The organism is Fundicoccus sp. Sow4_H7, from assembly GCF_052115865.1.
In the GTDB taxonomy this organism is placed as follows: domain Bacteria; phylum Bacillota; class Bacilli; order Lactobacillales; family Aerococcaceae; genus Fundicoccus_A.
The window spans coordinates 1-25579 of record NZ_JBQKME010000019.1 but is presented as its reverse complement, the minus strand read 5'-3'; the positions used below and the strand labels follow the sequence as shown (position 1 = coordinate 25579).

At 34.4% G+C, this 25579-nt stretch carries 24 protein-coding genes, 2 pseudogenes and 1 riboswitch; of the genes and pseudogenes, 18 read left to right on the top strand and 8 right to left on the bottom strand.

The window, feature by feature from the left end:
• Positions 1-817 (top strand): SdrD B-like domain-containing protein (locus ACTQ54_RS12020; protein WP_441757178.1); only part of this gene is annotated, 817 nt, incomplete at its 5' end.
• A gap of 227 nt (positions 818-1044) precedes the next feature.
• Complete coding sequence (locus tag ACTQ54_RS12015) at positions 1045-1245, top strand: hypothetical protein (RefSeq protein ID WP_441757177.1); 201 nt, start codon at positions 1045-1047, stop codon at positions 1243-1245.
• Positions 1246-1306: 61 nt separating this feature from the next.
• On the opposite strand, the gene ACTQ54_RS12010 is transcribed toward ACTQ54_RS12015, so the two are convergent.
• The gene (locus ACTQ54_RS12010; RefSeq protein WP_441757176.1) at positions 1307-1525 is read right to left on the bottom strand and encodes a hypothetical protein; all 219 of its coding nucleotides are present in this window, start codon (positions 1523-1525) and stop codon (positions 1307-1309) included.
• 36 nt (positions 1526-1561) lie between these two features.
• The gene (locus ACTQ54_RS12005; RefSeq protein WP_441757175.1) at positions 1562-1966 is read right to left on the bottom strand and encodes an ATP-binding protein; all 405 of its coding nucleotides are present in this window, start codon (positions 1964-1966) and stop codon (positions 1562-1564) included.
• Between the two features lie 570 nt (positions 1967-2536).
• On the opposite strand from ACTQ54_RS12005, the gene ACTQ54_RS12000 reads away from it, so the two are divergent.
• On the top strand, positions 2537-3640 hold the full coding sequence (locus ACTQ54_RS12000; protein WP_441757174.1) for an IS30 family transposase: 1104 nt from the start codon (positions 2537-2539) through the stop codon (positions 3638-3640).
• A gap of 192 nt (positions 3641-3832) precedes the next feature.
• Complete coding sequence (locus ACTQ54_RS11995; protein ID WP_441757173.1) at positions 3833-4315, top strand: hypothetical protein; 483 nt, start codon at positions 3833-3835, stop codon at positions 4313-4315.
• Positions 4316-4688: 373 nt separating this feature from the next.
• On the opposite strand, the pseudogene ACTQ54_RS11990 reads toward ACTQ54_RS11995, so the two are convergent.
• A pseudogene (locus ACTQ54_RS11990) lies at positions 4689-5800 on the bottom strand (IS3 family transposase).
• 90 nt (positions 5801-5890) lie between these two features.
• On the opposite strand from ACTQ54_RS11990, the pseudogene ACTQ54_RS11985 reads away from it, so the two are divergent.
• The 4 genes and pseudogenes from ACTQ54_RS11985 to ACTQ54_RS11970 form a co-directional block, all read left to right on the top strand.
• Positions 5891-6461: pseudogene (locus ACTQ54_RS11985) on the top strand (transposase); the annotation flags it as partial.
• 360 nt (positions 6462-6821) lie between these two features.
• Positions 6822-7943, top strand: a complete 1122-nt coding sequence (locus ACTQ54_RS11980; protein ID WP_441757172.1) for an ABC transporter permease — start codon at positions 6822-6824, stop codon at positions 7941-7943.
• Positions 7944-7952: 9 nt separating this feature from the next.
• Positions 7953-8624, top strand: coding sequence for an ABC transporter ATP-binding protein (locus tag ACTQ54_RS11975; protein WP_441757171.1), 672 nt, complete (start codon positions 7953-7955; stop codon positions 8622-8624).
• 262 nt (positions 8625-8886) lie between these two features.
• Positions 8887-9108 (top strand): hypothetical protein, encoded by a 222-nt coding sequence (locus ACTQ54_RS11970; RefSeq protein ID WP_441757170.1) that lies wholly within the window; start codon positions 8887-8889, stop codon positions 9106-9108.
• A 250-nt stretch (positions 9109-9358) separates the two neighbouring features.
• Here the strand turns inward: ACTQ54_RS11970 and ACTQ54_RS11965 are convergent, their stop codons facing one another.
• Complete coding sequence (locus ACTQ54_RS11965) at positions 9359-10729, bottom strand: lyase family protein (protein WP_441757169.1); 1371 nt, start codon at positions 10727-10729, stop codon at positions 9359-9361.
• Positions 10730-10925: 196 nt separating this feature from the next.
• On the opposite strand from ACTQ54_RS11965, the gene ACTQ54_RS11960 reads away from it, so the two are divergent.
• The 3 genes from ACTQ54_RS11960 to nagA all read left to right on the top strand — a co-directional run bounded on the left by ACTQ54_RS11960 (position 10926) and on the right by nagA (position 14559).
• The gene (locus ACTQ54_RS11960; protein WP_441757168.1) at positions 10926-12503 is read left to right on the top strand and encodes a PTS transporter subunit EIIC; all 1578 of its coding nucleotides are present in this window, start codon (positions 10926-10928) and stop codon (positions 12501-12503) included.
• 78 nt (positions 12504-12581) lie between these two features.
• Positions 12582-13331: a MurR/RpiR family transcriptional regulator gene (locus tag ACTQ54_RS11955; RefSeq protein ID WP_441757167.1), complete on the top strand. Its 750-nt coding sequence runs from the start codon at positions 12582-12584 to the stop codon at positions 13329-13331.
• Positions 13332-13362: 31 nt separating this feature from the next.
• On the top strand, positions 13363-14559 hold the full coding sequence (nagA, locus tag ACTQ54_RS11950) for an N-acetylglucosamine-6-phosphate deacetylase (RefSeq protein ID WP_441757166.1): 1197 nt from the start codon (positions 13363-13365) through the stop codon (positions 14557-14559).
• An 82-nt stretch (positions 14560-14641) separates the two neighbouring features.
• Here nagA and ACTQ54_RS11945 read toward each other — a convergent pair whose 3' ends face one another.
• Positions 14642-14989, bottom strand: a complete 348-nt coding sequence (locus ACTQ54_RS11945; RefSeq protein WP_441757165.1) for a zinc ribbon domain-containing protein YjdM — start codon at positions 14987-14989, stop codon at positions 14642-14644.
• Between the two features lie 151 nt (positions 14990-15140).
• Between ACTQ54_RS11945 and ACTQ54_RS11940 the strand changes: the two genes are divergently transcribed.
• Entirely contained in the window at positions 15141-15923 is a 783-nt protein-coding gene (locus ACTQ54_RS11940) for an SDR family NAD(P)-dependent oxidoreductase (protein WP_441757164.1), read from the top strand.
• Between the two features lie 75 nt (positions 15924-15998).
• The gene (locus ACTQ54_RS11935; RefSeq protein ID WP_441757179.1) at positions 15999-16574 is read left to right on the top strand and encodes an NUDIX hydrolase; all 576 of its coding nucleotides are present in this window, start codon (positions 15999-16001) and stop codon (positions 16572-16574) included.
• Between the two features lie 272 nt (positions 16575-16846).
• On the opposite strand, the gene ACTQ54_RS11930 is transcribed toward ACTQ54_RS11935, so the two are convergent.
• Positions 16847-17506 (bottom strand): response regulator transcription factor, encoded by a 660-nt coding sequence (locus tag ACTQ54_RS11930; protein ID WP_441757163.1) that lies wholly within the window; start codon positions 17504-17506, stop codon positions 16847-16849.
• Positions 17507-18649 (bottom strand): histidine kinase, encoded by a 1143-nt coding sequence (locus tag ACTQ54_RS11925; RefSeq protein WP_441757162.1) that lies wholly within the window; start codon positions 18647-18649, stop codon positions 17507-17509.
• Positions 18650-18793: 144 nt separating this feature from the next.
• Between ACTQ54_RS11925 and ACTQ54_RS11920 the strand changes: the two genes are divergently transcribed.
• From ACTQ54_RS11920 to ACTQ54_RS11905, 4 genes are all read left to right on the top strand, one after another.
• Positions 18794-19732, top strand: coding sequence for an ATP-binding cassette domain-containing protein (locus ACTQ54_RS11920; protein WP_441757160.1), 939 nt, complete (start codon positions 18794-18796; stop codon positions 19730-19732).
• Positions 19725-20957 carry an ABC transporter permease gene (locus ACTQ54_RS11915; RefSeq protein ID WP_441757158.1) on the top strand — a complete coding sequence of 411 codons (1233 nt, stop codon included), beginning with the start codon at positions 19725-19727 and terminating at the stop codon, positions 20955-20957. Before ACTQ54_RS11920 ends, ACTQ54_RS11915 begins: the two co-directional genes overlap by 8 nt.
• Positions 20944-22146: an ABC transporter permease gene (locus ACTQ54_RS11910; protein WP_441757156.1), complete on the top strand. Its 1203-nt coding sequence runs from the start codon at positions 20944-20946 to the stop codon at positions 22144-22146. Before ACTQ54_RS11915 ends, ACTQ54_RS11910 begins: the two co-directional genes overlap by 14 nt.
• A gap of 729 nt (positions 22147-22875) precedes the next feature.
• Positions 22876-23907: a hypothetical protein gene (locus ACTQ54_RS11905; protein WP_441757154.1), complete on the top strand. Its 1032-nt coding sequence runs from the start codon at positions 22876-22878 to the stop codon at positions 23905-23907.
• A gap of 49 nt (positions 23908-23956) precedes the next feature.
• Here ACTQ54_RS11905 and ACTQ54_RS11900 read toward each other — a convergent pair whose 3' ends face one another.
• Positions 23957-24265, bottom strand: coding sequence for a hypothetical protein (locus tag ACTQ54_RS11900; RefSeq protein ID WP_441757152.1), 309 nt, complete (start codon positions 24263-24265; stop codon positions 23957-23959).
• 72 nt (positions 24266-24337) lie between these two features.
• Positions 24338-24436: riboswitch (SAM riboswitch) on the bottom strand.
• 124 nt (positions 24437-24560) lie between these two features.
• Between ACTQ54_RS11900 and ACTQ54_RS11895 the strand changes: the two genes are divergently transcribed.
• On the top strand, positions 24561-25457 hold the full coding sequence (locus ACTQ54_RS11895; protein WP_441757150.1) for a UTP--glucose-1-phosphate uridylyltransferase: 897 nt from the start codon (positions 24561-24563) through the stop codon (positions 25455-25457).
• The last annotated feature ends 122 nt before the right edge of the window (positions 25458-25579 follow it).

Sequence of the window (25579 nt, the reverse complement as noted above, 5' to 3'; positions counted from 1 at the left end):
CTATATCTTTGAAAACTTACCCATTGATAAAACTTATGTGGTGAAAGTATCACCAGAACAACCAGCTTTAGAAGGTTATGAGCCAACGATTGAAACTGAAGGCAACCCAGAACATGATTCATCAACTTGGGAAGCAACTTCAGTGCCAATGACAGAAGATGGCCAACACGATCCAACATTAGACTTTGGATTTGTGATTCCAGAAGAGCCAGTTGATCCAGAACCAACAACCCCAAGTGTAAGTGTGGGCGATTATGTTTGGTTCGATAAGAACAAAGATGGTCTACAAGACGAAGACGAACCGGGTATCCCTGGCGTAGTCTTAACGATTGAAGATGCAGAAGGTAATCCAGTCACAGATATCAGTGGTAATGTTGTAGAACCAACGACAACAGATGAGAATGGTTACTATATCTTTGAAAACTTACCCATTGATAAAACTTATGTGGTGAAAGTATCACCAGAACAACCAGCTTTAGAAGGTTATGAGCCAACGATTGAAACTGAAGGCAACCCAGATCAAGATTCATCAACTTGGGAAGCAACTTCAGTGCCAATGACAGAAGATGGCCAACACAATCCAACATTAGACTTTGGATTTGTGATTCCAGAAGAGGTAGTTGATCCGGAAGAACAAACTGATCCGGAAAACCCAGGAGAGAACACTCAAACAGAAAAAACATCAACTCCTAAATCATCAGGTGATAAAGCATTGCCTAATACGGGTGAAGTTTCATTGGTTTGGCTGAGCATGAGAGTGCTAGTTTTAGGTATCTCATTATTAATTTTGGGGAGAAAAAGAAAGGTAGAAAGATAATTACCTAACTAATTCTGATTACTAAAATACAAAAAGAACCACGATTACAAAAAAATGTAGTCGTGGTTCTTTACTATTTTATTTAGTGAGGATAAGTTCGGTTCTAAAATTTTGAGTGTTGGTGAGGAATTTCCTCGCTAACACTCTTTTTAATGTTGAGTACAAAAATAGCCAGTGAATTCCTGTATAATATAGTCACCACAACAAATATATAAAGGAGAATTCACTTGGCATATATACATAGTATCTCAAAATTGTTCAATATTAAAGATGAAAATATTATTTTAGAGGATAAAGTAGACACGCAAGTCGTTAATGAGTACTGCGGGCGATTTTTACCGGCGTTGCGGTTCTTTTTACCACTATTTGCGGAAGCTTTTACCACACCTTGCGGTGAAGTTTACCAGTTAAATTTATCATGTTCCTAAAACAAATCATCCTTGTCTCATAGTATAATTAAGACAAAGATGATTTGATTTGGGTTTTACTTTATTGACTATTCTCTTTATTGCTAAAATACTCGAAAATGATATTTCTTGAACCTTGATGAATATCCTGTTCTGTCCAAGTGTAAGGGAAAGGTTCAGTGCCATAAGTTTCTAATAGCTTTTTTTTTAATTCTCCAGGAAATGGGAACCAACTCCTCTTTCCAGTCCGATAATAATAATCTTCTATTTTTCTTAATTTATACTTTGTTAATATGGACATGTTTACCTCCTGATGAAAATTTGTCTACATTATTATCTAATACTTTAAACCCATTTTTTCACGCATAGATATTTCACCATCAATAAAAACATCATAAGAATTATGAATAATCCGATCGAGTATGGCTTCAGCTAATGTGCCATCTCCTAATTTCTCATACCATCCCTTAAAATCAAATTGTGAACAGTAAATATTGGACTTCTGCGCTTCATACCTAGCGTTAATGATTTCAAGTAATAGAGTAGCTTCTTCATCCGTCAAATCGTATAACAGCCATTCATCAAGAATAAGAAGACCTACCTTCATTAGCTTCTTCATTAATTTTGTATAGCTACCATCCGCTTGGTGTTTCGCGATTTTGAACTCTTCTAATAGATTAGTTAAACGGGTATAACGTACTGTGTAAAATAAAGACGAATTTGAAGACTTTACAACCGGCATTACATCTTTATGAGCGACATAATGTCTTTATGAACCGACATAATGTCTTTATAAAGTCCTTTTAATGTTGATTTAACAACGTTTATAAGTTGCCTAAATATATGTTTAACATATATTAAACAGTCTCCGCATTCGCTTTGCGAATGCGAAGCTGTATCTCATAATTTTTTTATCTAAGTAAGAGAGAGTTCGAGCAAGCTACGAAATCATCATATAAATATTTAACACGCATTTTTAGCTCTTGTAAGCTCATTGATTCAAATATGTCATTAATATGATCAAGGATTCAATCGTTTTGTCTTAAATGTTCTTTTTTTTGCTTTTAAACACATATTCAACTCAATTTTCATTGTAGAATCGCTATAACTTTTAACATAAAAAAATCAATTGCTAAATATATTATCCTTTTTATATCTTATTATCCTTTTTTTATCTTTTTTTTTTAATTTATTAATACGGAGGATTTTATAATGAGGTTAGCCACCTCTAAAAATCCATAAAAAAACGCCACGTGAATTTCATGTTATATTGAAGTTACCACTAACTCTCAATAGACAAGGATGAATTCACATGACGCAAGACCAGTTTAACACAGTCTCACGAAAAGGGACACACCTATCTTATCAAGAACGTTGTCACATTCAGATTCTCAAGAAAGAAGCCTATTCTCACCGCGCCATTGCCAAGTTATTAGGGCGATCCCCTCAAACCATTCATAATGAAGTGAAAAGAGGCACCATCACGCAACTGAAACGCCAAAAACAAAACGGTAAAACCTACGACTATTCCTACACACTATATGATGCCGATGCCGGTCAAGCTAATTATGAGCGTCAACGTCTTCACTGCGGTAGGCGACCTAAATGGGCGGATTCCAACGCCTTTATTGACTGGGCAGACGAAAAGATGCTTCAAGATAAATGGTCCCCCGATGTTGTCGTGGGTTTTGCTCGTGAACATCAGTTGTTTGACGCTGCGATTGTTCCTTGTACAACGACGTTATACCATTGGATCGATAGCGGTGTGATGAAAACTCGCAACTTGGATTTGTTAGAAAAGCTTTCGCGTAATACCAAGAAACGAACGACTAAAGCGCGACGAAACAAACGTGTCTTAGGACCATCGATTGAAGATAACCCAAAAGTAATCGAAACCAGAGAGCACTTTGGACACTGGGAAATTGATACAGTGATTGGTAGTCAAGCAGTCTGTGACCCTGTATTGTTGACATTAGTCGAACGTAAGACGCGCTATGAAGTCATTCTGAAACTCAAGAACAAATCGGCTCAGGCTGTGGATGAAGCGATGGACTCTCTGCGTCAACGCGCAGGTGATGCTTTCAACCAACTATTTAAAACGATCACATCAGATAATGGCTCAGAGTTTGCAGGCCTGCATACCGCTTTACAGGATACACTCGACGTCTATTTTACCCACCCTTATGCTTCTTGGGAACGTGGAACGAGTGAGAATCAACATAAAATCATTCGTCGCTTTCTCCCTAAAGGACAACCACTCCAAGCATTATGTGAGGTAAAGTGCCTAAGAATTCAAAACTGGATGAACGATTATCCACGCAAGCTATTAGGCTATCAAACGCCTTATGACTGTTTCGTGAGAGAATTTCACAAAGAACGCCAAGTGCAACAGACGAAAAAAACGGTTAGTGCTTGATACCGAGTCTCACTCGACATGACTTGATTGCTAAGAAGCTGACAAGTGCACGATCGACCAAGGGACTGCTCTACCTCAGCTTGTTATCAAGCACTGACGGGTAATAAAATAAGTTAGGTTAGTTGGTAACACACTAAAAAAAAGCGGCTAACTTAAACTTGAAATTTTCGAAATTTTAAAAGATCTAAATTATTGCAAAGAATTAAACCACTAAGTGTTTATACGGATCCTCTTGATATACCAGGCGAACTTCTTGACCAAGAACAAAGAGAAAAGTATATAGAATCAGTCCATAGATATTTACCGATACACATACTAGCTACTCTATATAAACCTGTTAATAGACTTGTTATAGATAAATACAACGAATTTTTTTATGAAGCCATAGATTCGTATGAGGAATATTTTGACGGAATGTCTTTAAAAGCCACTGAAGCTTTAATTTTTTATGATGAATTTTTCGATGGAATGAACATTCCACTTTCTCATCTTTCTTTTGACATAGAAGAAGTAAGTGCTATTGCGAGTGGAGTTAGAGAACATTCTCTTAACATAGATGAATTAACAGAAATCAAGAGGGATTTAGATGGTATTATTAGTAAAGCTAAAGAAGATTCCATTGATAGAAAAGACATAAATAGTATTATTAATAAATTTAAGAATAGTAAAAAATAAAACACTACTGTTCATTCAATAAATCGATTTATCGATTCAATGCTTGCGAGTGCGTGTTTACTTGAGCGTAACGATATATATCCTTAGCCATAATATCTTTATATCCTTAATAAAAACTTTTTTTGTATCACCACTATTTAATTAGGTTATAAGTTGCATATTCTTATTTCACTGCGTTAGAAGTATAAGTCAACGTATGGTTCTGCTGCAATAGAAGTCTGGTTTATGTGAGATTCTTACAATGAAATTAAAGATAGGACCAACCGCAACTGGTTATTTTTATCAAGAGGGGAGACGCTAACGCTTTTAATCAGAAGTTACCTTGTAATACAAAAAAGATACAATGGATTGTCAACACTAAATCAAACAAATATTATAAGGTCTGTAATCGGTATTCCACAGGGCTTTTATAACCAAGCGTTCCGTGGATTCTAATATTGTTAAACCAATTTACATAATCATTTAATTCACGTTCTAGCTGATCAAGGCTGCTAAAACATGCACCGTTTGTGAATTCAGTTTTCACGACCTTGAACATCGCTTCGGCCACTGCATTGTCGTAAGGGCAGCCTTTCATACTCAACGAGCGTTGAATGCCGAACGTTTCTAATGCATCATCAATCAATTGATTTTTAAATTCGCTTCCGCCATCTGTGTGAAACGTTTCTATCAGATGTAATGGTCTTGAAATGCTTGATAATGCTTTGTATACCAGCTCTGCTGTCTTGTTCGCTCCAGCGCTGTGATCAATAATTTCGCGATTAAAAAGGTCGACAAATAAACACATGTAATTCCATTTTCCATTCACACGTACATAAGTTAAATCGCTAACGACCACAGCTAATTCTGCCTGGTGATTAAAAGCTCTATTAAGAATGTTTTTTACTGGCTCTTCATTTACTTTGGACTTAAATGGCTTGAACTGAGCGACTGTCTAACTTGATACGAGTCCTTCTTCTTTCATGATTCGGCCGATGCGGCGTCTGGAAACCATTAGCCCTTTCTTTTCAAGTTCAATGTTAATTTTTCTCGTGCCATAATTATTGCGGCTTTCTTTAAAGACCTTGATAATCTCTTTATTTAAAGTGTCGTTCTCTGATTCTTTTTTGGATTCATAATAGTAGGTACTTCTAGCGATTCCAAGGACTTCGCACATTGCTGATACCGAGTATTTGTGAGCGTTGTTACGGATTACATCTACTTTCGTCCCATGATCAGCGCGGCTTGCTTTAAAATATCATTCTCCATCATTAGACGTTGATTTTCTTTGCGAAGCTTGATTAATTCCTCTTCTTCCGGGGTGCGATTATCGTTTTCTTTGAAAGAGCCAGATGCTTGGCTTTGTTTCACCCATTTATCAAATGCAGAGGCTGTAAGATCATATTCACGTATAATGTCTGCACGTGGTTTTCCGCTTTCATAAAGGCGCACTACTTGTCTTTTAAATTCTGGAGTGAACGTTCTGCGTACTCTTTTTTCGGTCATGTTAGATTCTCTCCGTTTCAGGTTCTTTTATTTCATTCTACTAGAGCTTAATTTTACTGTCTAACTTAGTGTAGCCTATTCAAACCTTATATGGACATTATTCAGCGCTGGTTCCCAAAAGCCAAAATTATGATCGATCCTTTTCATATCATTCAAGCCATTAGTCGAGAACTCAATAAGTATCGCACACAGTTCATGAATAGTGTACGGACGAAAGATGAACGTTTATATAATAAATTCAAACAATATTGGAAACTCATTTTGATGAGACCTGAAAAATTACAATCCTTCACCTATCATCCTTTTAAACTGTTTGATTGGTTAACGAATACACAAGGGATTGTAGATTATCTTTTAGATAAAGATGAGATGTTGAAAGACACCTATTATGTTGTTCATGGCTTAGGACAAGCTTATCGTATGAAAAACTGGGAGTTATTTGAAACGACACTTCAGCAAGCTTCACAACGTAAAATATTTTCAGGACTAAAGCGAGTATTGAGAACATTGAAAAAATATAAGGATTATATTCATAATAGTTTTACTTACTACAGGCCTTACAAATGGACCGTTAGAAGGTATTAATAATAAAATAAAAGTACTAAAAAGAAATGCTTATGGATATCGCAATTTCAGCTATTTTAGAGATCGTATTTTATTAATGACACGACTCTATGAACCGGAACCAAAGAAAAAGATCAAGTCACATAAAAATATGACTTGGCCTCTAAATCTTATTCATCAACCTTATTTGACAAAGAACCTACCACACAATTTTTAAATTACATCATTTTTACTGAACAAAATCAAGAAGATTAAGTAAAATTATTTGTCTCTCTTTTTATTGATACGTTTGAAGCTTAAATTGATATTGAGTAATTATTAATATTTAACTAAAAATACATTTGCCTTTAAAATATATCGAATAAAGTGAAAAACTATTTGAAGGAATACAGTTGTTCTTGATTGATTTAAAAAATTTTATTTGTTACATTTATCCTATTCTATTTGGAGGTGGCAAATGTTTTTAGCACTAAAAGAAATAAAAAAAGAAAAGAAACGTTTTATCTTAATTATTAGCATTACTGTATTAATTAGTTATTTAGTATATTTTTTAATGGGTTTAGCATATGGACTAGCACAGGATAATACCAGTGAGATTGAACGTTGGAATGCTGAGAGCATTATTTTAAAATCCGGAGTCAATAAAAATATTCTTTCAAGTCAGTTAGATAAAGACACCTATTATGATTATGATGACAAAGAAATTTCAGCCATAAATATTGCACGTACCGTAGGGTATTTGAATGGGAATGAAAGTGACGATACGACTGAAAACTTTGTACTAATTGGTATGCGTCAAGATTCGCCTATTTATCCGGAAGTTTTGGAGGGACGATTACCAGAAAATAGTGGTGAAATTATTGGCTCAATGTCACTTAAAAATGAATTGAATCTTAAGTTAGGTGATACGATTGAATTAAGCAGTAATGAAAATAATTTAAAAATTGTAGGTTTTTCTCAAGAAGCTAAATATAGCGTTTCTCCTGTCATTTATACTGATTTAGAAATAGCTAGTCAAGCAATGATGTTATTTAATCCTAATCGAAATGCAAAACAGGAGATTGAAACCTATACGTCACCTACGCCCAATATGCCGGATTTAATATCAGCTATCATTGTTCATCAAAAAAACACTCTTAAATCTAATGATGATGTAGAAGTCATTCCAGTAGATGAATTTATTCTCGACCTTCCTGGTTATTTGGCTCAAGTATTAACATTTGGTTTAATGATTGGCTTTTTAGTTCTTATTTCCTCGATTATCTTAGGGGTATTTATGTATATTATTACTAATCAAAAAAGACAAACTTTTGCGATTATGAAGATTCAAGGTATCTCTTCAAGTTATATCGGAAAATCAGTATTATTACAAACGATTATTCTTAATGTCATTGGAATATCTATTGGATTAGGATTGAATCTTATCTCTGCTTATTTTTTACCAACTGCAGTACCGTTTGAGATAAATGGTTTATACTATTTTATTATCGCTTTATTAATGTTGATATTCTCAATCGTTGGATCTTTATTTTCTGTTAGTAGCATTGCCAAAATTGATCCTTTGGAAGTATTAGAATAGGAGCGTTTTATGGAAATTATATCGTTTAAAAATGTTAGTAAAACATATTCGGATGGTCATGAATCGATTGAAGCCTTGAAAGAAACAAGTTTTTCAATCAATTCTGGAGAATTAGTAGCCGTAGTTGGACCCAGTGGGTCAGGAAAAAGCACTTTATTAACGATGATGGGTGGACTTCAATCTCCTACTAATGGTGAAATAAACTTTTTAGAGAAAAATTTTTCGAATCTTTCACCTAAAGAAAAAAATAGTCTAAGATATGATAAAATCGGCTTCATCTTACAATCCTCCAATTTGATTCCTTATTTGACAATAGAAGAGCAACTCATATTGGTCGATAAATTTGCAAAGAAAAAATATAATCGTCAAAAAGCTCAAGATTTGATGGAACAGTTAGATATATTAAAGAGAAAAGATTTATATCCATCTGATTTATCTGGAGGCGAACAACAACGTGCTGCGATTTGTCGAGCACTCTATACTGAACCGAAATTAATATTGGCGGACGAACCTACCGCTAGCTTAGACACTAAAAAAGCTAAAACGGTTGTACAACTTTTAAAAAAGACGACAGAAGAAACGGATCGTAGTACTGTGATGGTTACGCATGATGAGAGAATGCTCACATATTGCGATCGCATTTTCCGAATCATTGATGGTCAGTTAACCATTGAAAAATAATTAGAAGTTGATTTAATCGGAGTGGATATTTAATTTCTTCACCTCATGATGAACCCTTATAAAACAGGATATTATCACACTGATTTATAAACTTTGGATGATAGTTGAAATTAAAAAATTTGTAAATTGTTAAATACCGAAAAAGAGAGTGATTTAGAAACTTTTTCAGATGAGTTTTTAAAACTTACTTAAAAGATCGATGGTATGTTGGTTGAAGATACTTAGTTTAAACATATTGTTGAATATACAGTGCAGGCCTCCAATGGTTAGAGAAATTCTAGCTTTGGGGGTCTTTATTTTGAAAAATGCTGAAAATTCAGTTGCGGATGCGAAATATGTTATTGATCGAGGGTTTGAGATGTCGTTAGAGGAAGGTTTGGAATTAGAAGTAGAGTTTTTCGGTCAGCAATATGACCATACAAATCAAGGGATTGGTGTGAAGGCGTTTTCGGAAAAGAAAAGAGCGGAATTTCAGAATAAATAAAGCTGAATACGGTTAGAAACTTGAGAGAATATTAATAAATAAAAAAACGAACTTTTAAATTAGTGAATTGAGAATGGACTAGCAAATATTGTATTCTTAATTTTTTAAAATTAAAACCATAAAATGACTTGTAAGTCTGAAGTCATATGTTTATGAAGAAACTACACTAATTTAAAAGTTCGATAACTCTATTTTATGTTAAAAATAATAATTGGTTATATAAATATATTGAATTATTATTAAATTCAGATTATGATTCATTTTCTTTTTTCTTCAACCATTCGTTTGCTCTATCGACAGTTTCATTTGTTAATTCTTCAGATAAACCAGTATAATTTTCAGGCTTTAACCATTCTTCTATCTCTTCTTTCGAAAAGTGATCTTTTATCTCCGGATTTTGGTGTAAAGACTCGAGATAGCTGATTTGTCGGTTATTTTGATACGAAATTGCTACATCATGAATAATTCGATGAGCATCATACTTTCCAAATACATCACTCAGTTTCATCATGATATATTCTGAATTATCCAGACCATCATTATCCAAGATGTTTTGTCTAGCTTTTTCAGAATGAAATTGAAGAGTGCTACTTAAACTTACTGATCGTATTAATACTTCATTAAAGTATCCAATTACCTCATTAATATTTGCATCAAGAATCATATATGAAGCACTATTAGCTTCGTATGGCTTGGTGTTGGCATATAAACTACTATCTATAAGGCTATAAATTTTCATGGAATTAGCTATTATTCCTTTTGATAATTTAGGATTAATTTTGTGGGGCATAGTGCTACTGCCTACTTGATTTTCATCGCTTGATTCTGTGAATTCATTTATTTCTTCAGTTGAATTATTGTATGTCGCTTCTGCAATTTTATGTAGTACATTTGCAATCAATATAATACTAGAAATATATTGGATTTTAGGAAGTTGAATATTTCTACTTGGGATATTCATTGAGCGAATATTTAATTCATTTCCAATTTTCTCATGCATTTGTTTTCCTATCAGTCCGAGAGAGTTAAATGATCCTATTGCTCCACCAAACATTATTTCTTCAAATGATTTGCAGGCAAATTGATAATTCTCAATCGCTGTAATAAGTTCTTCAATCCAAGTAGAAACTATATAGCCAAAAGTTGTAGGCATTGCATGTTTAGAGTGTGTTCGAGCTGCAATCAAACTGTTTGAATGTTGGCTGGCTAGATCAGTAAGATTACTTATGATTTGGAAAAGTTGCTTATTAAATTCCAAATTAATATCACGAATAATTAGTACTTGAGATGATTGTTGAATATTCTGTGTTGTTAATCCAAAGTGAAAGTATTTTTTAACTGTGTTAGATGTGCCTTCTAAAATAGTTTCCACAAAAGAATAGAAACCATGGCCTATCTTTTCAAGGTTTTGATTATATTTGCTTTGAGTAAAATTATTAAAATTTACTTCTTCATTTATTGCCACATAAGCATCATGAGGAATTATATTTAAATCAGCTTGGACTTTTGCTACAGTTTTTTCAAGTTCTATCCATTTTTTATATTTATATTCATTAGACATTAAATAATTGATTTTTTCATTTCTTAAAGTTAATGATTTTGAATCTTGTAAACCAGTCAAAACATCACAACCTCTCCATAATTGAATTTTTTACTATTCAGTTATATCTTACTACAAAATAAAATTGACTAAAGTCATTAATTTTTACTTATGTTTCAAGTTCAGTCATTTAGTCCTAAATGACTCCAAACTGTTATATAAGAAAGCGTTTTATGATAATATTTGATAAACAATTAGTTATAAAGGAGGAGTTAGAATGAACAGACAGAAAATAAGTCAAGAAGTACAACGTTTTGGTAGATCTCTTTTATTACCCATCGCAGTAATGGCACCAATGGGGATGATATTGGGGTTAACAGGAGCATTTATTCAACCATATATGATTGAAAGAGTTCCATTACTTCAAAACGATACTCTACAAACAATACTAGTAAGTATGAGAGATATTTCAAATATAATTTTCTCAAACATCCCAATATTGTTTGCGATGGGTGTTGCTTATGGTATGAGCCGAAAAGAAAAAGGAATTGCAGTTTTTAGTGCAGTTGTATCCTTTTTAATTTTGCATATTACAATTAATGTTTATTTGAAAGTTTCTGGGCAGTTAGCTGATCCAAGTGAGATGTCTACGGTTGGACAAGGAATGGTTTTAGGAATTCAAACACTACAGATTGATGTTCTAGGTGGAATTATTGCTGGATTAATAGCTAGTTATTCGGCTGATAAATACTATCGTACTCAATTACCGTTAGTCTTTGCATTTTTCTCTGGAATAAAATTTGTCCCAATTGTTGTTATATTCTTTACTGTCATTGTAGGGCTCATTTTACCATTTTTCTGGGGATTCTTGACTCAAATTTTATATGCAATTTCCGGCGTTTTACTATCAAGTATATTTGGTCCAGCTATAGCTATTGGGGTGAATCGACTATTGATACCATTTGGTCTTCATCATGTATGGACATCATTATTTAGATTTACGCCAGCAGGTGGTGTATATACCATTGAAGGTGTAGAGTATGTTGGAGTGTTAAATGCATTAAATGAAGTTTTGTTTAACCAAGGTCCTGGCACACCTGCTTGGGAATTAATGCCAGATTTAACTAAATTTATGGCTCAAAACCAAATGTTACTTACCTTATTTATGATACCTGCTATTGGGTTAGCAATGTATCGTACAGCCTATCCTGGGAATAAAAAAGTTGTTAAAGGGATAATATTAACATTAGTTTTAACTCCTTTCCTTGGTAATATAACTGAACCAATTGAGTTTTCCTTTTTATTTATAGCACCAAAACTATATTTAGTCTATATACTTCTAGCAATGACTGGATCAACATTATTAGCCTTACTAGGTACAGCGGTTGGGTATATTAGAGGTACGATTTTTGATTTTGCAATTTTTGGTTTATTGTATGAAGATACTAGGTGGTATAATTTATTGATTGTAGGTATACCTTTAGCGATTGCTACATATTTTATTTTTAAATATTTAATAGAAAAATGGGACGTTAAAACTCCTGGTAGAGAAGATGAATCAGTTCAAAACAGTGAACTTTTGCAAAACAGACAGTATGATAAAGTCGCGGAAATTGTAGTAGAAGGTTTAGGTGGTTTAGATAATATAATTAATGTTGAAAATTGTGTCACCAGATTAAGAGTTGACTTGAAAGATGTCAACAAAGTAGATCGTGAGCGACTAAAACAATCAGGAACTTCAGGAATGTTTTTCCCTTCAAAAAATCATATTCATGTTGTTTTTGGTCCGAATGTAGAATTTGTTAGACACGCAGTGGATGATCTCATACATAATCCCAACACATTAAATAAATAATCATTAATAATACTTCTTGTTCTAATATACTCATATTACATGATATGATTTATATGAGAATCAAGAGGAGGTATTATTTTGGGATTAGAATTGATTGTTTCTAAGTATGAAGAATTTACTGAGACGGAGAAAAAGATAGCACAACATATACTAAAAAATCCGAATTTAGTGAGTGTTTCTTCTGCAGCAGAATTTGCAGAAGAAATTTTCGTCTCAAAGACATCAGTGATAAATTTTGCAAAAAAGTTAAATTTTGATGGATACTCTGAATTAAAATATTTCATTCGTTCAAATTTGTCTATTGATACATCGGAAGCTCAGCCTATGACTTATGATTATATTTTTCAATCTTTGAGAGATGAAGTTGATAAAACTTTACAACTTTTAGACGAAAAACTCATAGCAGAATTTTGTAGTCAATTACTACAGTCTAAAAATTTGTATGTAGCAAGTCGCGGAGCTTCAAAATCGATGGGAAAAACATTTTGTACAAATTTACATATGCTTGGTATTTCTGCTATCTTTATAGAAGATTTTAATCTTATAAAAGTTCTGCAAAATAGATTAACAGATCAAGATACTGTATTATTGATTTCTTTATCCGGAAAAACTCAAATTTTACAAGACTTTGCAAACTACGCTTTAACTAACAATAGTAATTTATTAAGTATAACAGGATTTAATACCAATCCAATCCAAAGAAAATCTAAAATGCATCTCAGTTTTTATTCACCAATAACCGATACAAAGTTTAGAGATTTACATTCAAGGCTAGGACTACAGTTAGTATTACAATTTATCATTGAATACCTTGAGACGATGAGATGAAATTACATTAAATAATGAAAAGGTGATATTTTTGATTATTAGATCAAAACGAATAATGACTCCACTTAGAACAATAGATGGTTATATAGAAATAGACAATGGAATCATTAAACGAGTTTCAGCAGGCGAACCTAAGACTGATAATTATGAAGATTACTCCGATTATATAATAATGCCAGGTTTTATAGACTTACATGTTCATGGTTATGGTACTGGATCCTTAACACATGAAAAATCTATGGAATCAGTTATACGAATGGGTCAATCTATGACTCGACAGGGAGTAACGTCTTTTTTACCAACTACTGGTACTGACTCATTAGAGGCAACAGCTGAAATGATGAGTGCTATAGATAAAGCTATGGATTCTTGGGATTCCACAAAGGGAGCAGAGATTTTAGGAGCGCACCTTGAGGGACCATTCATTAATAAAGAATATAAAGGCATGCAGAAGGAAGAATACTGTATACATCCTTCAATCGATATATTTAAAACAATGTGTGAGTCACTTCCAATTGAAAGAATTCAGTTAATGACTATGGCTCCGGAGTTAGATAATGCTTTAGAATTAATATCTTACCTAAATGAAAATGATGTACAAATCTCTATAGGACATTCAGCAGCAACTTTTGATACTATTAAAAAACTTAAAAATTTCGGTCTAGGTGGAGTTACTCATATGTTTAGTGGCATGAAAGGCTTTCATCATAGAGAATTAGGTGTAGCTGGATCTGCACTATATTTTGACGACTTATATTGTGAGTTTGCAAAACAGACTGGTCTTACAGTATTACCAGAAGCTGTGGATTTAACAGTAAAAGTCAAAGGATTTGATAGAATAACCTTATGTTCAGATGCAGTTGGACTGGGGCATGTTCAAGAACCATTTTATCATTATATTAGAAAAACAGAGTTCGTACCATGTGGTGACTATGTTTTATTAAAAAATGATAATGGAAATGAAAAAAAATTGAACAGATTTTCTATTGAAGATATGACTGAAATTGAGATGGGATATCTTGAATCAGTTAAAAATTTAGTTAATATAAATGGATTTACATTACAAAATATAATGAAAATTGCAAGTGAAAATACGGCAAAATATATTAATCAATATCACAGAAAAGGTTCTTTAGAAGAGAAAAAAGATGCAGATATTATTGTGTTGGATGAAAATCTCGCTTTAATTCAAAGTTATGTTTTGGGAACACCTCAAATAAATGTTTAATCAATGCATAAAAGGATGATGAAAATTTTCATCATCCTTTTAATTTAAACCAATATATTTTAAAAGTATATAACTCAGTTTATTATGCCTTCTTCACAAACTCAGATTTTAACTTCATTTGTCCAAAGCCATCGATTGTACAATCAATGTCATGACCATCTGCAGGATTATCAATCAAACGAATGTTTTTAACTTTTGTTCCTTGTTTGATTGCCTGCTTAAAACCTTTTACTTTCAAATCTTTGATCACTACAACATCATCACCTTCAACTAAAGAATTTCCATTTGAATCTTTAATTGAAAATTCTTCATTTTCTTCCGATGACTCAGCTTGGCTCCATTCATGTCCACATTCTGGACAGACATACATCAATTGATCTTCGTAAGTATAAGTTGACTGACACTGCGGGCAACTAGGGAATTGTTCCATTGCTAAAACCTCCAATCTGTTTTATCTATATTACCACAAAATATGATATAAATGCGGAGTAAATAAGATTATAGGTCTAAAAGGTGTATTTTAAAGGTTCTCATACTAGATTTGTTATAATATAAGTAAATACTTTTATGGAGGTTTTTCAATGGACTTAGGATTAAAAGGCAAAGTTGCGATCGTGACTGGATCAAGTAAGGGGATTGGACTTGCAACAGCTAAAATGTTAGTCAATGAAGGTGCGGATGTTACCTTATGTGCTCGTACCCTTGAAACTTTAGAAGCAGCCCAAGCTGAAATTTTAGAGGAAACAGGTAAAGAAGTTTTAATTGTTTCAGCTGATATCACTCAAAAAGATGCGTGTGGAAAAATTATTGAAGAGACTGTGAATCATTTTGGTCGCTTAGATATTTTAGTCAATAACGCTGGAACTTCAGAAGCACATCCATTTGAAACCGTTGATCAAGAATTATGGCAACAGGATTTAGAATTAAAATTATTTGGAGCGATTAACTGTTCCCGTGCGGCTCTGCCGCATTTCAGAAAAGCTGGTGGTGGAGCAATTGTTAATGTGACCGCTGCAGCTGGAAAAACTCCAGGAGCTAAATCATTTCCGACATCTATTAGTCGTGCATCAGGGTTAGCATTAACAAAAGCGATGAGTAAAGAATTTGCTGAAGAAAATATTCGTGTGAATGCTGTATGTATTGGCTTAATCCGCAGTGATCAAATTGAAAAGAGATGGCAAAACAATAACCCTGAATTAACGTGGGATGAGTATTCAAAATTAGACAGTCATGGAATCCCAATGGGGAGAATTGGAGATACGGAGGAAGCAGCTAAAGTAATTACTTTTCTTGCCTCTGATGGAGCTTCGTATGTTACGGGGACGGCTGTTAACATCGATGGTGGTAGGACAGCAGTATTATAATCAGAGATATTTATTTAGTATAGGAGGATATTAATGGATATGAAATGGTTGGAATGGGCGCAACAATTGTAAGTAATAGCCCAAGCTAGTTTAGCTTATTCAAAAGACGTTTATGACTTGGAACGTTTTGAGATGATCCATGATTTGAGTATCGATATAATGAATCGATATACTGAAGTAAATCCTAAGGTTATCCGAGATCTTTTTGCGAGTGATACTGGCTATGCGACTCCTAAAGTGGATGTTCGTGGAGTTGTTTTTAAGGATCAAAAACTTTTATTCGTTAAAGAAAAAATTGATGGTTTATGGTCTTTACCTGGCGGATGGGCAGATGTTGATTTGTCAGCTTCTGAGGTTTGTGTCAAAGAGATTCGTGAAGAATCCGGTTTTGAAGTTAAACCTATTCGTTTGATCACTGTCATGGATCGTGAGCGTCATCCACATCCTCCCCATGCTAATAATATTTATAAAATCTTTATTTTATGCGAATTAGTTGGTGGGGAAGCCACCACGTCCATTGAAACTTCTGATGTTGGGTTCTTTGACTACAACGATTTGCCGGCTCTATCGACCGGACATATTACAGCCTCACAAATCGAAATACTATATAAATACCTTGATAATCCAGATTTACCAGCGTATTTTGACTAGATTCGTAAGAGCGAAATGAAAAAGTATTAATATTTGAAACCAATCATTTAAAACAATACATATTAAATCCACTCGCACTTAAGAAATCCGAACGTTTAAATTATAGTGTTTAGAACGGACTGGCCCACATCGAACTCTTAACGCTTTAGCGCTTAGAGTTCGAGTAGCCAGCCAAGTCTGGAGACCAAGGCTCCAGACGGTTCCACTATAATTTAAACGTTCGGATTTTTGAAGTGGACGCATTCCACATTTATTCAGTATCTGCTGTCTTTCTAACCCATATACTTAAAATAATATATCGCCAATTGCGTCCGATCTCTTAAAGCCAATTTATCCAACACAACCGACAAATAATTGCGAATGGTCCCTTCAGTAAAGTGCATTTTTTCTGCAATTTCTTTATTGTTTAACCCCTCAGCAACCCAACGAATCAACTCAATTTCCTTGGCAGTCAGGTCTACTCCTTCAACATTCAAGACACCTTCACTTGCTGCATCTTGATAAGACTGCGCCAGATAACTAGGCACCTTAGCAATAATTTCATCTCCATAAACATGCTGACCATTCGCTACCGCTTCAATGGCGGGAATTAAACTTTCATAGTCAGTCTTCAATAAATACCCCTTTGCTCCCAGTTTTAGAGCCTCAATAATATATTCATCTTCCAAAAAAGTTGTTAGGTAAATAATCTTCACCTCATCATATAAAGCTAACAACTCTTTCCCAGCTGTTATCCCATCCATTTCCGGCATCCGAATGTCCATTAAAATGACATCCGGCTTTGTTTCAGGATATAGTTTTAAAGCATCCCTTCCATGTTGTCCCACCCCAACAACATGATATGGTGACTTAGAATTTTTCGTTGCCATTTCAATGATAGTTTTAATGCCAGCCGTCACCATCGCATCGTCATCAATTACCAATACCTTCATCTAATCCACCTTCTTTTTTGGAATTGTAATAAATATCCGGAATCCTTTCTCGTGATTAATGTGTAAGTTACCTCCTAATTGATGGACCCGCTCTTCAATATTGAGCAAACCAATCCCGGTTTGATGATCTTTCTTAGTTGATAGTTGATTCATTGTTCCGTCATCCGAAATCAAAAGTGACCATTGTGTCTCCAACTCAAGAAAGCGTATCGTAACAAACTTTGCATCGGAATGCTTATTAATATTAGTCAATGCTTCTTTAACAATATTCACCACAGAATGTGCCATTTGTGTGTCTAAGGAACACTCATTTCGATAAGTGAAATGCACTTTGGCTTTAGTGAAATGATCAATTAAATGCTGAATCTCCTGTTCCAAATCAACGGTAGAATCTCGTTCGGTATGAATTACTGCCCGAACATTTTCCATGGAGGTATTTAATAACTCTTTGATTCCAGCTAAAGTTGCCTTCGTATCATCATCGTCCACCATATATTGTAAAGCCCCTAGTTGAATAATAACCGAACTCAACTGATGACCCAATAAATCGTGAATTTCACCGACTAATCGGCGGCGCTCAGTATTAATGGAAGACTGAATCCGTTCATTTTGTAATGCCACCAGATGTTGCTGTTCTTCTTTAAAGCGCTGATTCATATAACTTAGTTCATTGATTTCAGAGAAAAACTTTGTCTCTTGTTTAGTAGAAGTTAGAATCAAACTGCGAAGAAATGAGCTAATCAAAGACAAACCACCGATAAACAAACAAGTAAATATCCCCAGATTTAAAATGAAGCCAAGAATAGTCAATAAGACTAAAACAGTGACTCGCATTGGGAACTCGAGTTGAATATCATAAAATAAAACCGGTAAAAATAAAAAGAAATAGGGAATAAAATGACACAAAATAATAAATGAGGTGATATAAATTCCTTTGGCTAGTAATTTTACACCTTTCGATGGAATATATTCATTTATATCTGCAATTTGAAAACCATTCATAGCGAAATGATAAAATGCGGATAGGACAATAATTAAACCCAATTCAATAATTGGAAAAGCAGAGATATTTATTGAAAGTAGGTAAAAGAAAAGGCTGATGGTGAGTATTAGACGGATGATTAATTCGGACCATGGGTGCATTTTATCCACCTCCTTTAGGATATATTAGCATATTTTTGCATTAAATATGATGACGAATGTCATCGGCATGATTGACATTTTACAATAGGTTTGTTGTGTGTGGCATGGGATAATAAGACTATAAAATAAATGGAGGGTTGTATCATGATTGTTCAATTAGACAATATTGTAAAAAGATATAGCGATTTAGTGGCCTTAGATCATTTTTCAATGGAAGTTCAAGAAGGTGAAATTTATGGACTGCTTGGTCCTAATGGGAGTGGGAAAACAACCGCCATTAACTGTATGTTAGCTCTTTTGCGATATGACGAGGGTCAAGTAACGATTTTTGGCGAAAAAATGCATCCGACAAATTATGATGTAAAAAAACGGATTGGTTTGGTGATGCAAAATATTGGTGTATATGATGAGTTATCGGTTCAAGAAAATTTAGATTATTTTTGTGGCTTATATATTTCGGACAAGAAAACACGCCAACAATATGTGGATGAAGCGATTGAATTTGTTGGTTTAGAAGAATTTCGGAAGTTTCGACCAAAAAAATTATCAGGGGGATTATTGCGTCGCTTGAATTTAGCTTGTGGCATTGTCCATAAACCGGATTTAATTGTCTTAGATGAACCGACCGTAGCGGTTGATCCTCAGTCGCGTAATCGAATATTAGATGGGATTAAAGATTTAGCGGCGCAAGGAAAGACGATTATTTATACGACGCATTATATGGAAGAAGTTGAATATTTGTGTGATCGTTTAACCATTTTAGATCGTGGTAAGGAAATTGTGACGGGTACGAGTAGTCAAATTAAGGAAATGTCGAGCCATGGGGAAGTCGTTAGCTTGGAGGTTTCCGATTTATCGGCTGCTACGCAAGAAAAGATTAAAAATATTCCACAAGTATCGCAATTTATATATGAGCCGGGTTCTGCTGTGGTACATTTTGAAAAAGGTAAAAGTCATTTGACGAATTTATTAGCTGTTTTAGAAGAAGAAAAAGTGGACATTATCAATTTAACCGTTCAAAAACCAACTTTAAATGATGTCTTTCTTGAGATTACGGGTAAGGAGTTGAGAGACAATGCTTAGTCATTTACTTAAATACTTGCCGAGAATAATGGCCCGGAACCGTGAAGGTGTCTTGTTTGGCATATTTTTCCCATTTGCCTTTGGTATGATTTATTTAATGGTATTTACGGGGTTATTGTCGGGTGGAACCACTTTAGATGTAATCCCGATTGCGATGGTGTTTCATGGGAGTCGAGAAGAAGTCGATAGCATGCAAACGAATTTAGAAAGAATTGCTGTTAAAGGTGAATTGAGTGGCGGAAATATTGTTTTAAGTGATGAACTTGCGGACCAACCGTTAATGTCTTATGTAACGGTAGCTGACTTAGCTGAGGGAGAAAAACTAGCTGAGGATGGAGTGGTTGATGCTACGGTGATTGCAGAAACGACTGATGACGGGGTGGGCTTTAAAATAGAAGTGGCACCAGCAGCCATCAATAATTTTACTTCATCCGTTATTTATTCGGCTTTTGATAGCTATCATTCGATGACGGTCGGTTATACTTCTGCTTTTGAAAATATCACTGATTCAGACAATCCTCTAAATTCATTATTTCAAGTGACGAGTCGTGCGGAAGAATTACAAGCCGATCAAGAATTAATTGTCCGTACCGAATCGGCATCAGGAGCCAATAGTAATTCAATTTATTTTTATTCTGCTTTAGCCTATTTGTGTATCTTTTTTATGTCAGTCGGAGTAAATTTGGTGACTGAGAATGAAGCGATACATTCACAGAGTGCGCTAAGAGCCACGATGTCACCTGTGCCAAAGTCAAAACGATTCTTCGCAACTTTTGTTTCTTGGATTGTACCTTCTTTAGCAGTCATTTATGCGGTGGTTGCTTTATATTACTTTAATGACATTCCGCTGGGACGTTATTGGGGAAGGTTAGTCTTATTATTAACGGTTGGTGTTATGGTTGGGATGTTGATGGGGACAGCCATAGGTGGTGTCTTTAAACGTCACTTTGGTGTCACGCAAGCTGTCTCAATTGGTCTGCCTTTGTTTTTTGGGGCGACTTCAGGAATGATGGCTTCTGGGGTAAAGGTGTTAATTAACGAAAGAGTACCTTGGTTCAATAAAATTAATCCTGTTACTTTGATCAATGATGGTATTTATTATTTGAATAGTTATCCTACATTTAAGCAATACAATCAAAATCTGTTGATTTTATTGGCAATGGCTGTTGTTTTGTTAATTGTGACTATCGTAAGTATTAGGAGGACGGATTATGCAAGTCTTTAAATTGTTTTACAAGCTCTTGAATGACAATAGAGTGGCAATCATTGCATATTTTTTGTTACTCATGTTCATTATGGTTCCAGTCAATCAAACATTTGAGAATGAACTCAATACAGAGTTTGTTGTTGAACGAAGTAGTGTGGCGGTGTTTAATCATGATGCGGATAATGTTCATTCGCAGCATTTAGTGGATTACTTATCCAAAAATACAGATCTTGTCGCAATTGAGGAAAATCGTGAAGCAATTGCAGATGCTTTTTACGATGGAAAAATCCAATATGCTCTAACAATTCCGGAAGGATATGGGGACAGTTTAACGGGAAATAGCCGACATGAAATACCTTTAGAAAAAGAAGTCTTAAATTCTGAAGCGCATGAAGCATTTGTTGATAATTTACTTACTGTATATATCAATAATGCACGTGTTAATTCTGCGAATTTGGTGGCCAATCCCTCAAAAGAACAATTAAATAATTACTTTACGCGTCTAGATCAATCTTTGGATACATCCATAGAGATTATTCAAGCTGAAGTAGATACCGAGCTAGCTCGTATTAATGCTTTTGGTGGTTTTTTTACACACTATGCCAGCTATATCTTTATTTCAACCTTTATCACCACATTCGGTTATGCGATTATTTCTATGCGGAATGCTGAAATTGTTAAAAGAGATCGGATGGGGCAACTGACGGAAGGAAATCGCTTGTTTCAAACAATCCTTGGGAGTTTAACCTTTGCTTTTATTTATTGGTTCTTGTTAATGCTTGTAGCTTATTTTATGTATGGACCAGCAACACTGTTTACTAGCCAAGGTTTCTTGCTTCTATTATCTAGTTTCTTATCTTGTTTTGGGATTCAGGCCATGGCGTTTTTTATTGTCACTATCTCGCCTAACAAGGGAATCATTAATTTTATGGCAACCTTTGTCGGTCTGTTTCTAGCCTTTGCGAGTGGCTTATTCGTTCCAAGAGAATTTGTTTCTCCCGTCATGCAACAAGTAGCCTCGGTTGGATCACCCATTTGGCAAGTCCGTGCGGATGAGATCATTTTGACGAACCCAAGTTTATCAAATAATGGTCTACAAGAATTGTTGACATTCTTTGGGATTCAGATTCTATTAATTGTGGCTTACTATGGTTTAAGTTTTATGGTTCAAAGTTACCGTAGAAAGCAGAATATTTATTTAGCATAAGATTGAGTCAGCCATAGGCTGGCTTTTTCGAAAAGTAAGGGCTTTCTTTATTGTTTTATAAACAATTCTTAATAAATAACGCTTGACATGTAAGCGGTTTAGTTATATACTTTGGTTAGTAAAGAGAGAGATGCACTGTAGTAAAGATTAGCGTTTCACTCTTTACACAGAACCTCTTGGTTCGATAGCGACAAAAGAAGTTTGTTGCTAAGCGCAAAAGGCTCCTATCGTTGATATCAGAATGATCCATGTAATAAGATTTGTAAAACAAGCAAGTTAATGGATTATCGTTAGAATAACGCTGATATAGGGGGAAGCGTTGTAAGGTGAAAGATTACAACCCAACGATATAGAAGAGTGCGCTAGAGTAGTGTGATTCGATCCTGAGAAAAAGTCAATGCTTAAAAAAGAGGAGAATGGCTTGAAGAACCATTTATCCTGGATAATTTTCAAAATATGAATCGCACTACTTCATGTTAAAAGGGAAGGACGAAAGTCCTTCCTTTTTTGCTTATTGAGATTTAAATAACCTACTATATATAATACAATTAATTTACATTTAATTTCAAAAATTATCAAAAAAAAATGTAAATTAACTTTAATTGATAATTCAAAAAGAATGTTATATATGCTTAAAACTTGATTTAATTTAATAAAAAATGTATATTAAAAATTGTAGAGCAGATAAAAAAATATTTGTTTTATAAGATATTTGAAGGAGAGATTTTAATGAGAAAATATATATATGATGGTTTGAATGAAAAAGCAGGGAACAACATTTCTTGGCGTTCAATTTTCGCAGGACTTGTAACCTTCATTGCTTTAAGCATTCTATTTTCATTAATTGGTTCAGCAATTGGATTTGGTGTAACTGATTTTACATCTAGCAACCCATTAGATGGTGTTGGAATGGGCTTAATTATCTGGATCATCGTTGCGTTAGTTATTTCATTGGCAGCAGCAGGTTACATTGCTGGTTTAACTGCTAATCGTTCAGGATTTATTCATGGATTTTTAACATGGGCAGTCAGTGTGGTTGTGATGTTCTGGTTAATGGCATCAGCTGTAAATATGGCCTTTGGTGCATTAGGTAATGTTTTAGGATTTAGCGGCCAAGTTGTTGGCGATACTGTAGGAACCGCTGTTGATACAGTATCTTCTTTATCTCAAGATGCTTTTGATGCCATTGCTAGTCAAGTAAATATCGACACCGATGAATTACAACAATCTGTCACAGATGTGTTAGAAGATACAGAAATCGAACAATTACAACCTGATTATTTAGAAGGTCAAATGCAAGCAACCATCGATGATATTACAAATGCTGGTTATGCAGTTGTTGTTGATGGCGAAGATCTTCAAACACAAGTGGATGAAGTTGTTGCTAATATTCAAGAACGTGTTGATGCAATTGGCCAAGAATTAGATGAAGATGCATTAGCTGAAGCTGTTGCAAATAACACTGAATTAACAGAACAAGAAGCTGAAGAAGCAGTAGCAAACATCCAAGAAGCATATGGTAATGCGACTGAACAAGCAACTCAAGCTTTAGAAAATGCTCAAAATGCAGTAGCTGACTTACAAGTTCAAGCTCAACAGGCCATTGATGAAGCAGCTGTTGTAGCAGAAGATGTTTCTAATGAAACTTCGAAATATTCTATTTACATCTTTATCGGACTAGTTCTTGCGATGATTATCACTTCATTTGCAGGTTACTATGGAGCAAAAACAACTAACGAAACACATACCCCAGCCGTTTAATAAATAAATAAAAACTAGTCACCTAACATAGGTGGCTAGTTTTTTATTTCTAATAGCTTTCAAGTGCTCCGAAAAATTTCTTTTCAATACTAAGAAACTTTTCTTTGAATATCGGATGATCAAAGGAGTATTGATTTTTGAGTGCGGTTAACTCAACCTGACAACTTAAAGGTAATTTTAACCGGCGGTTGATAACGGTCGCAGTTGTCAAAATGGCTGGATCAATGTGTGACAGCAATTGTTGAACTCGCATCTCGATTGACATCTCCAAAAATTTAACCCGTTCTTTGATAGATAAATGATCAAACTCATATTTCTCAAATAAATACTCACCTTTAACATTGACCATTCTGGTCATAAAAACCACTCCTATTTTTATTTTTTACATATAAAAAAGCACAACTAGAAAAGTCATGCCAAAAAGGGTTTAGACTCATCTTTCTCTTTCGAGTTGGATTTAGCACCGTGCCTTGTGGTCGGTTGCTGAAGCGTCATCGGGCCAATTCCCTCAGCTTACTCTGGATAAGTTGTGATTGATATTTGTAAATAAATCTTATCATATTCAGATGTGGAATGCTATAAGTCTTTTAGAAAATTAACATAGTTTTTCAAAGGGTTAATTGATATAATGAAGGCAGAATGGAGTGGATTGTATGACAAAAGTTCGTAAAGCTGTAATACCTGTAGCAGGATACAGTACAGGATTTCTACCTGCAACAAAAGCGAGTCCTAAAGAATTGTTGCCGATTGTAGACAAACCAATTATTCAGTTTATTGTTGAAGAGGCAATGGCTTCTGGAATTGAAGAAATATTAATCATTACAGGTAAACATAAACGTTCAATTGAAGATCACTTTGACTCTGCAATCGAATTAGAATCAAATTTATCTGAAAAAGAAAAATGGGATTTGTTGGAATTAGTTAAAGATACAACGATGCCTAATCTATTTTTTGTGCGTCAATCCTATCCATTAGGTTTAGGTGATGCCATTTATCAAGCCAAAGCTTTTGTGTCAGATGAACCTTTTGTGGTCATGCTAGGGGATAACATTATTGATTCAGAAGTCCCTGTGACCAAACAGCTCATTGATTTATATAATGAAACACAACAAATGAATGTGGCTCTCATGGAAACACCTGAAAAAGATTTAAGTAAATATGGGAATGTCGATAAAGGGACCTTAATAGCCTACTATGGTAATGGTAACGACGTCATTAAAATTAATCACTTTATCGAAAAACCGACCAAAGAAAATATTTTATCCAGCTATGCGATAGCAGGTCGCTACGTTTTAACGCCAGAAATTTTTGATGTGCTGGCTAAGCAAGATCCAGGTGTCGATGATAAAATCCAATTAACCGATGCACTTGAAAAAATCAGTGAAGTCCAAACCGTTCTTGGACGTGTCGTAGATGCAAACCGCCATGATGTGGGGAATAAAGTTGGCTACGTTCAATATAGTATTGAATATGGTTTAGAACATCCTGAAATTGCGGATGGATTGCGCGAGTTAGTTATTAAAAAAGCTGAAGAGCTAAAAAATAATTAAGCATAAATAAAGGTTCTCCAATTTTTGATGTTGGTGAGTAAATCTCACTGACATCTTTTTTATTGTTTAAAATGAAAAAGCCAGTGAATTCTACTATAATTAAGTTACCAGACAAAACTATA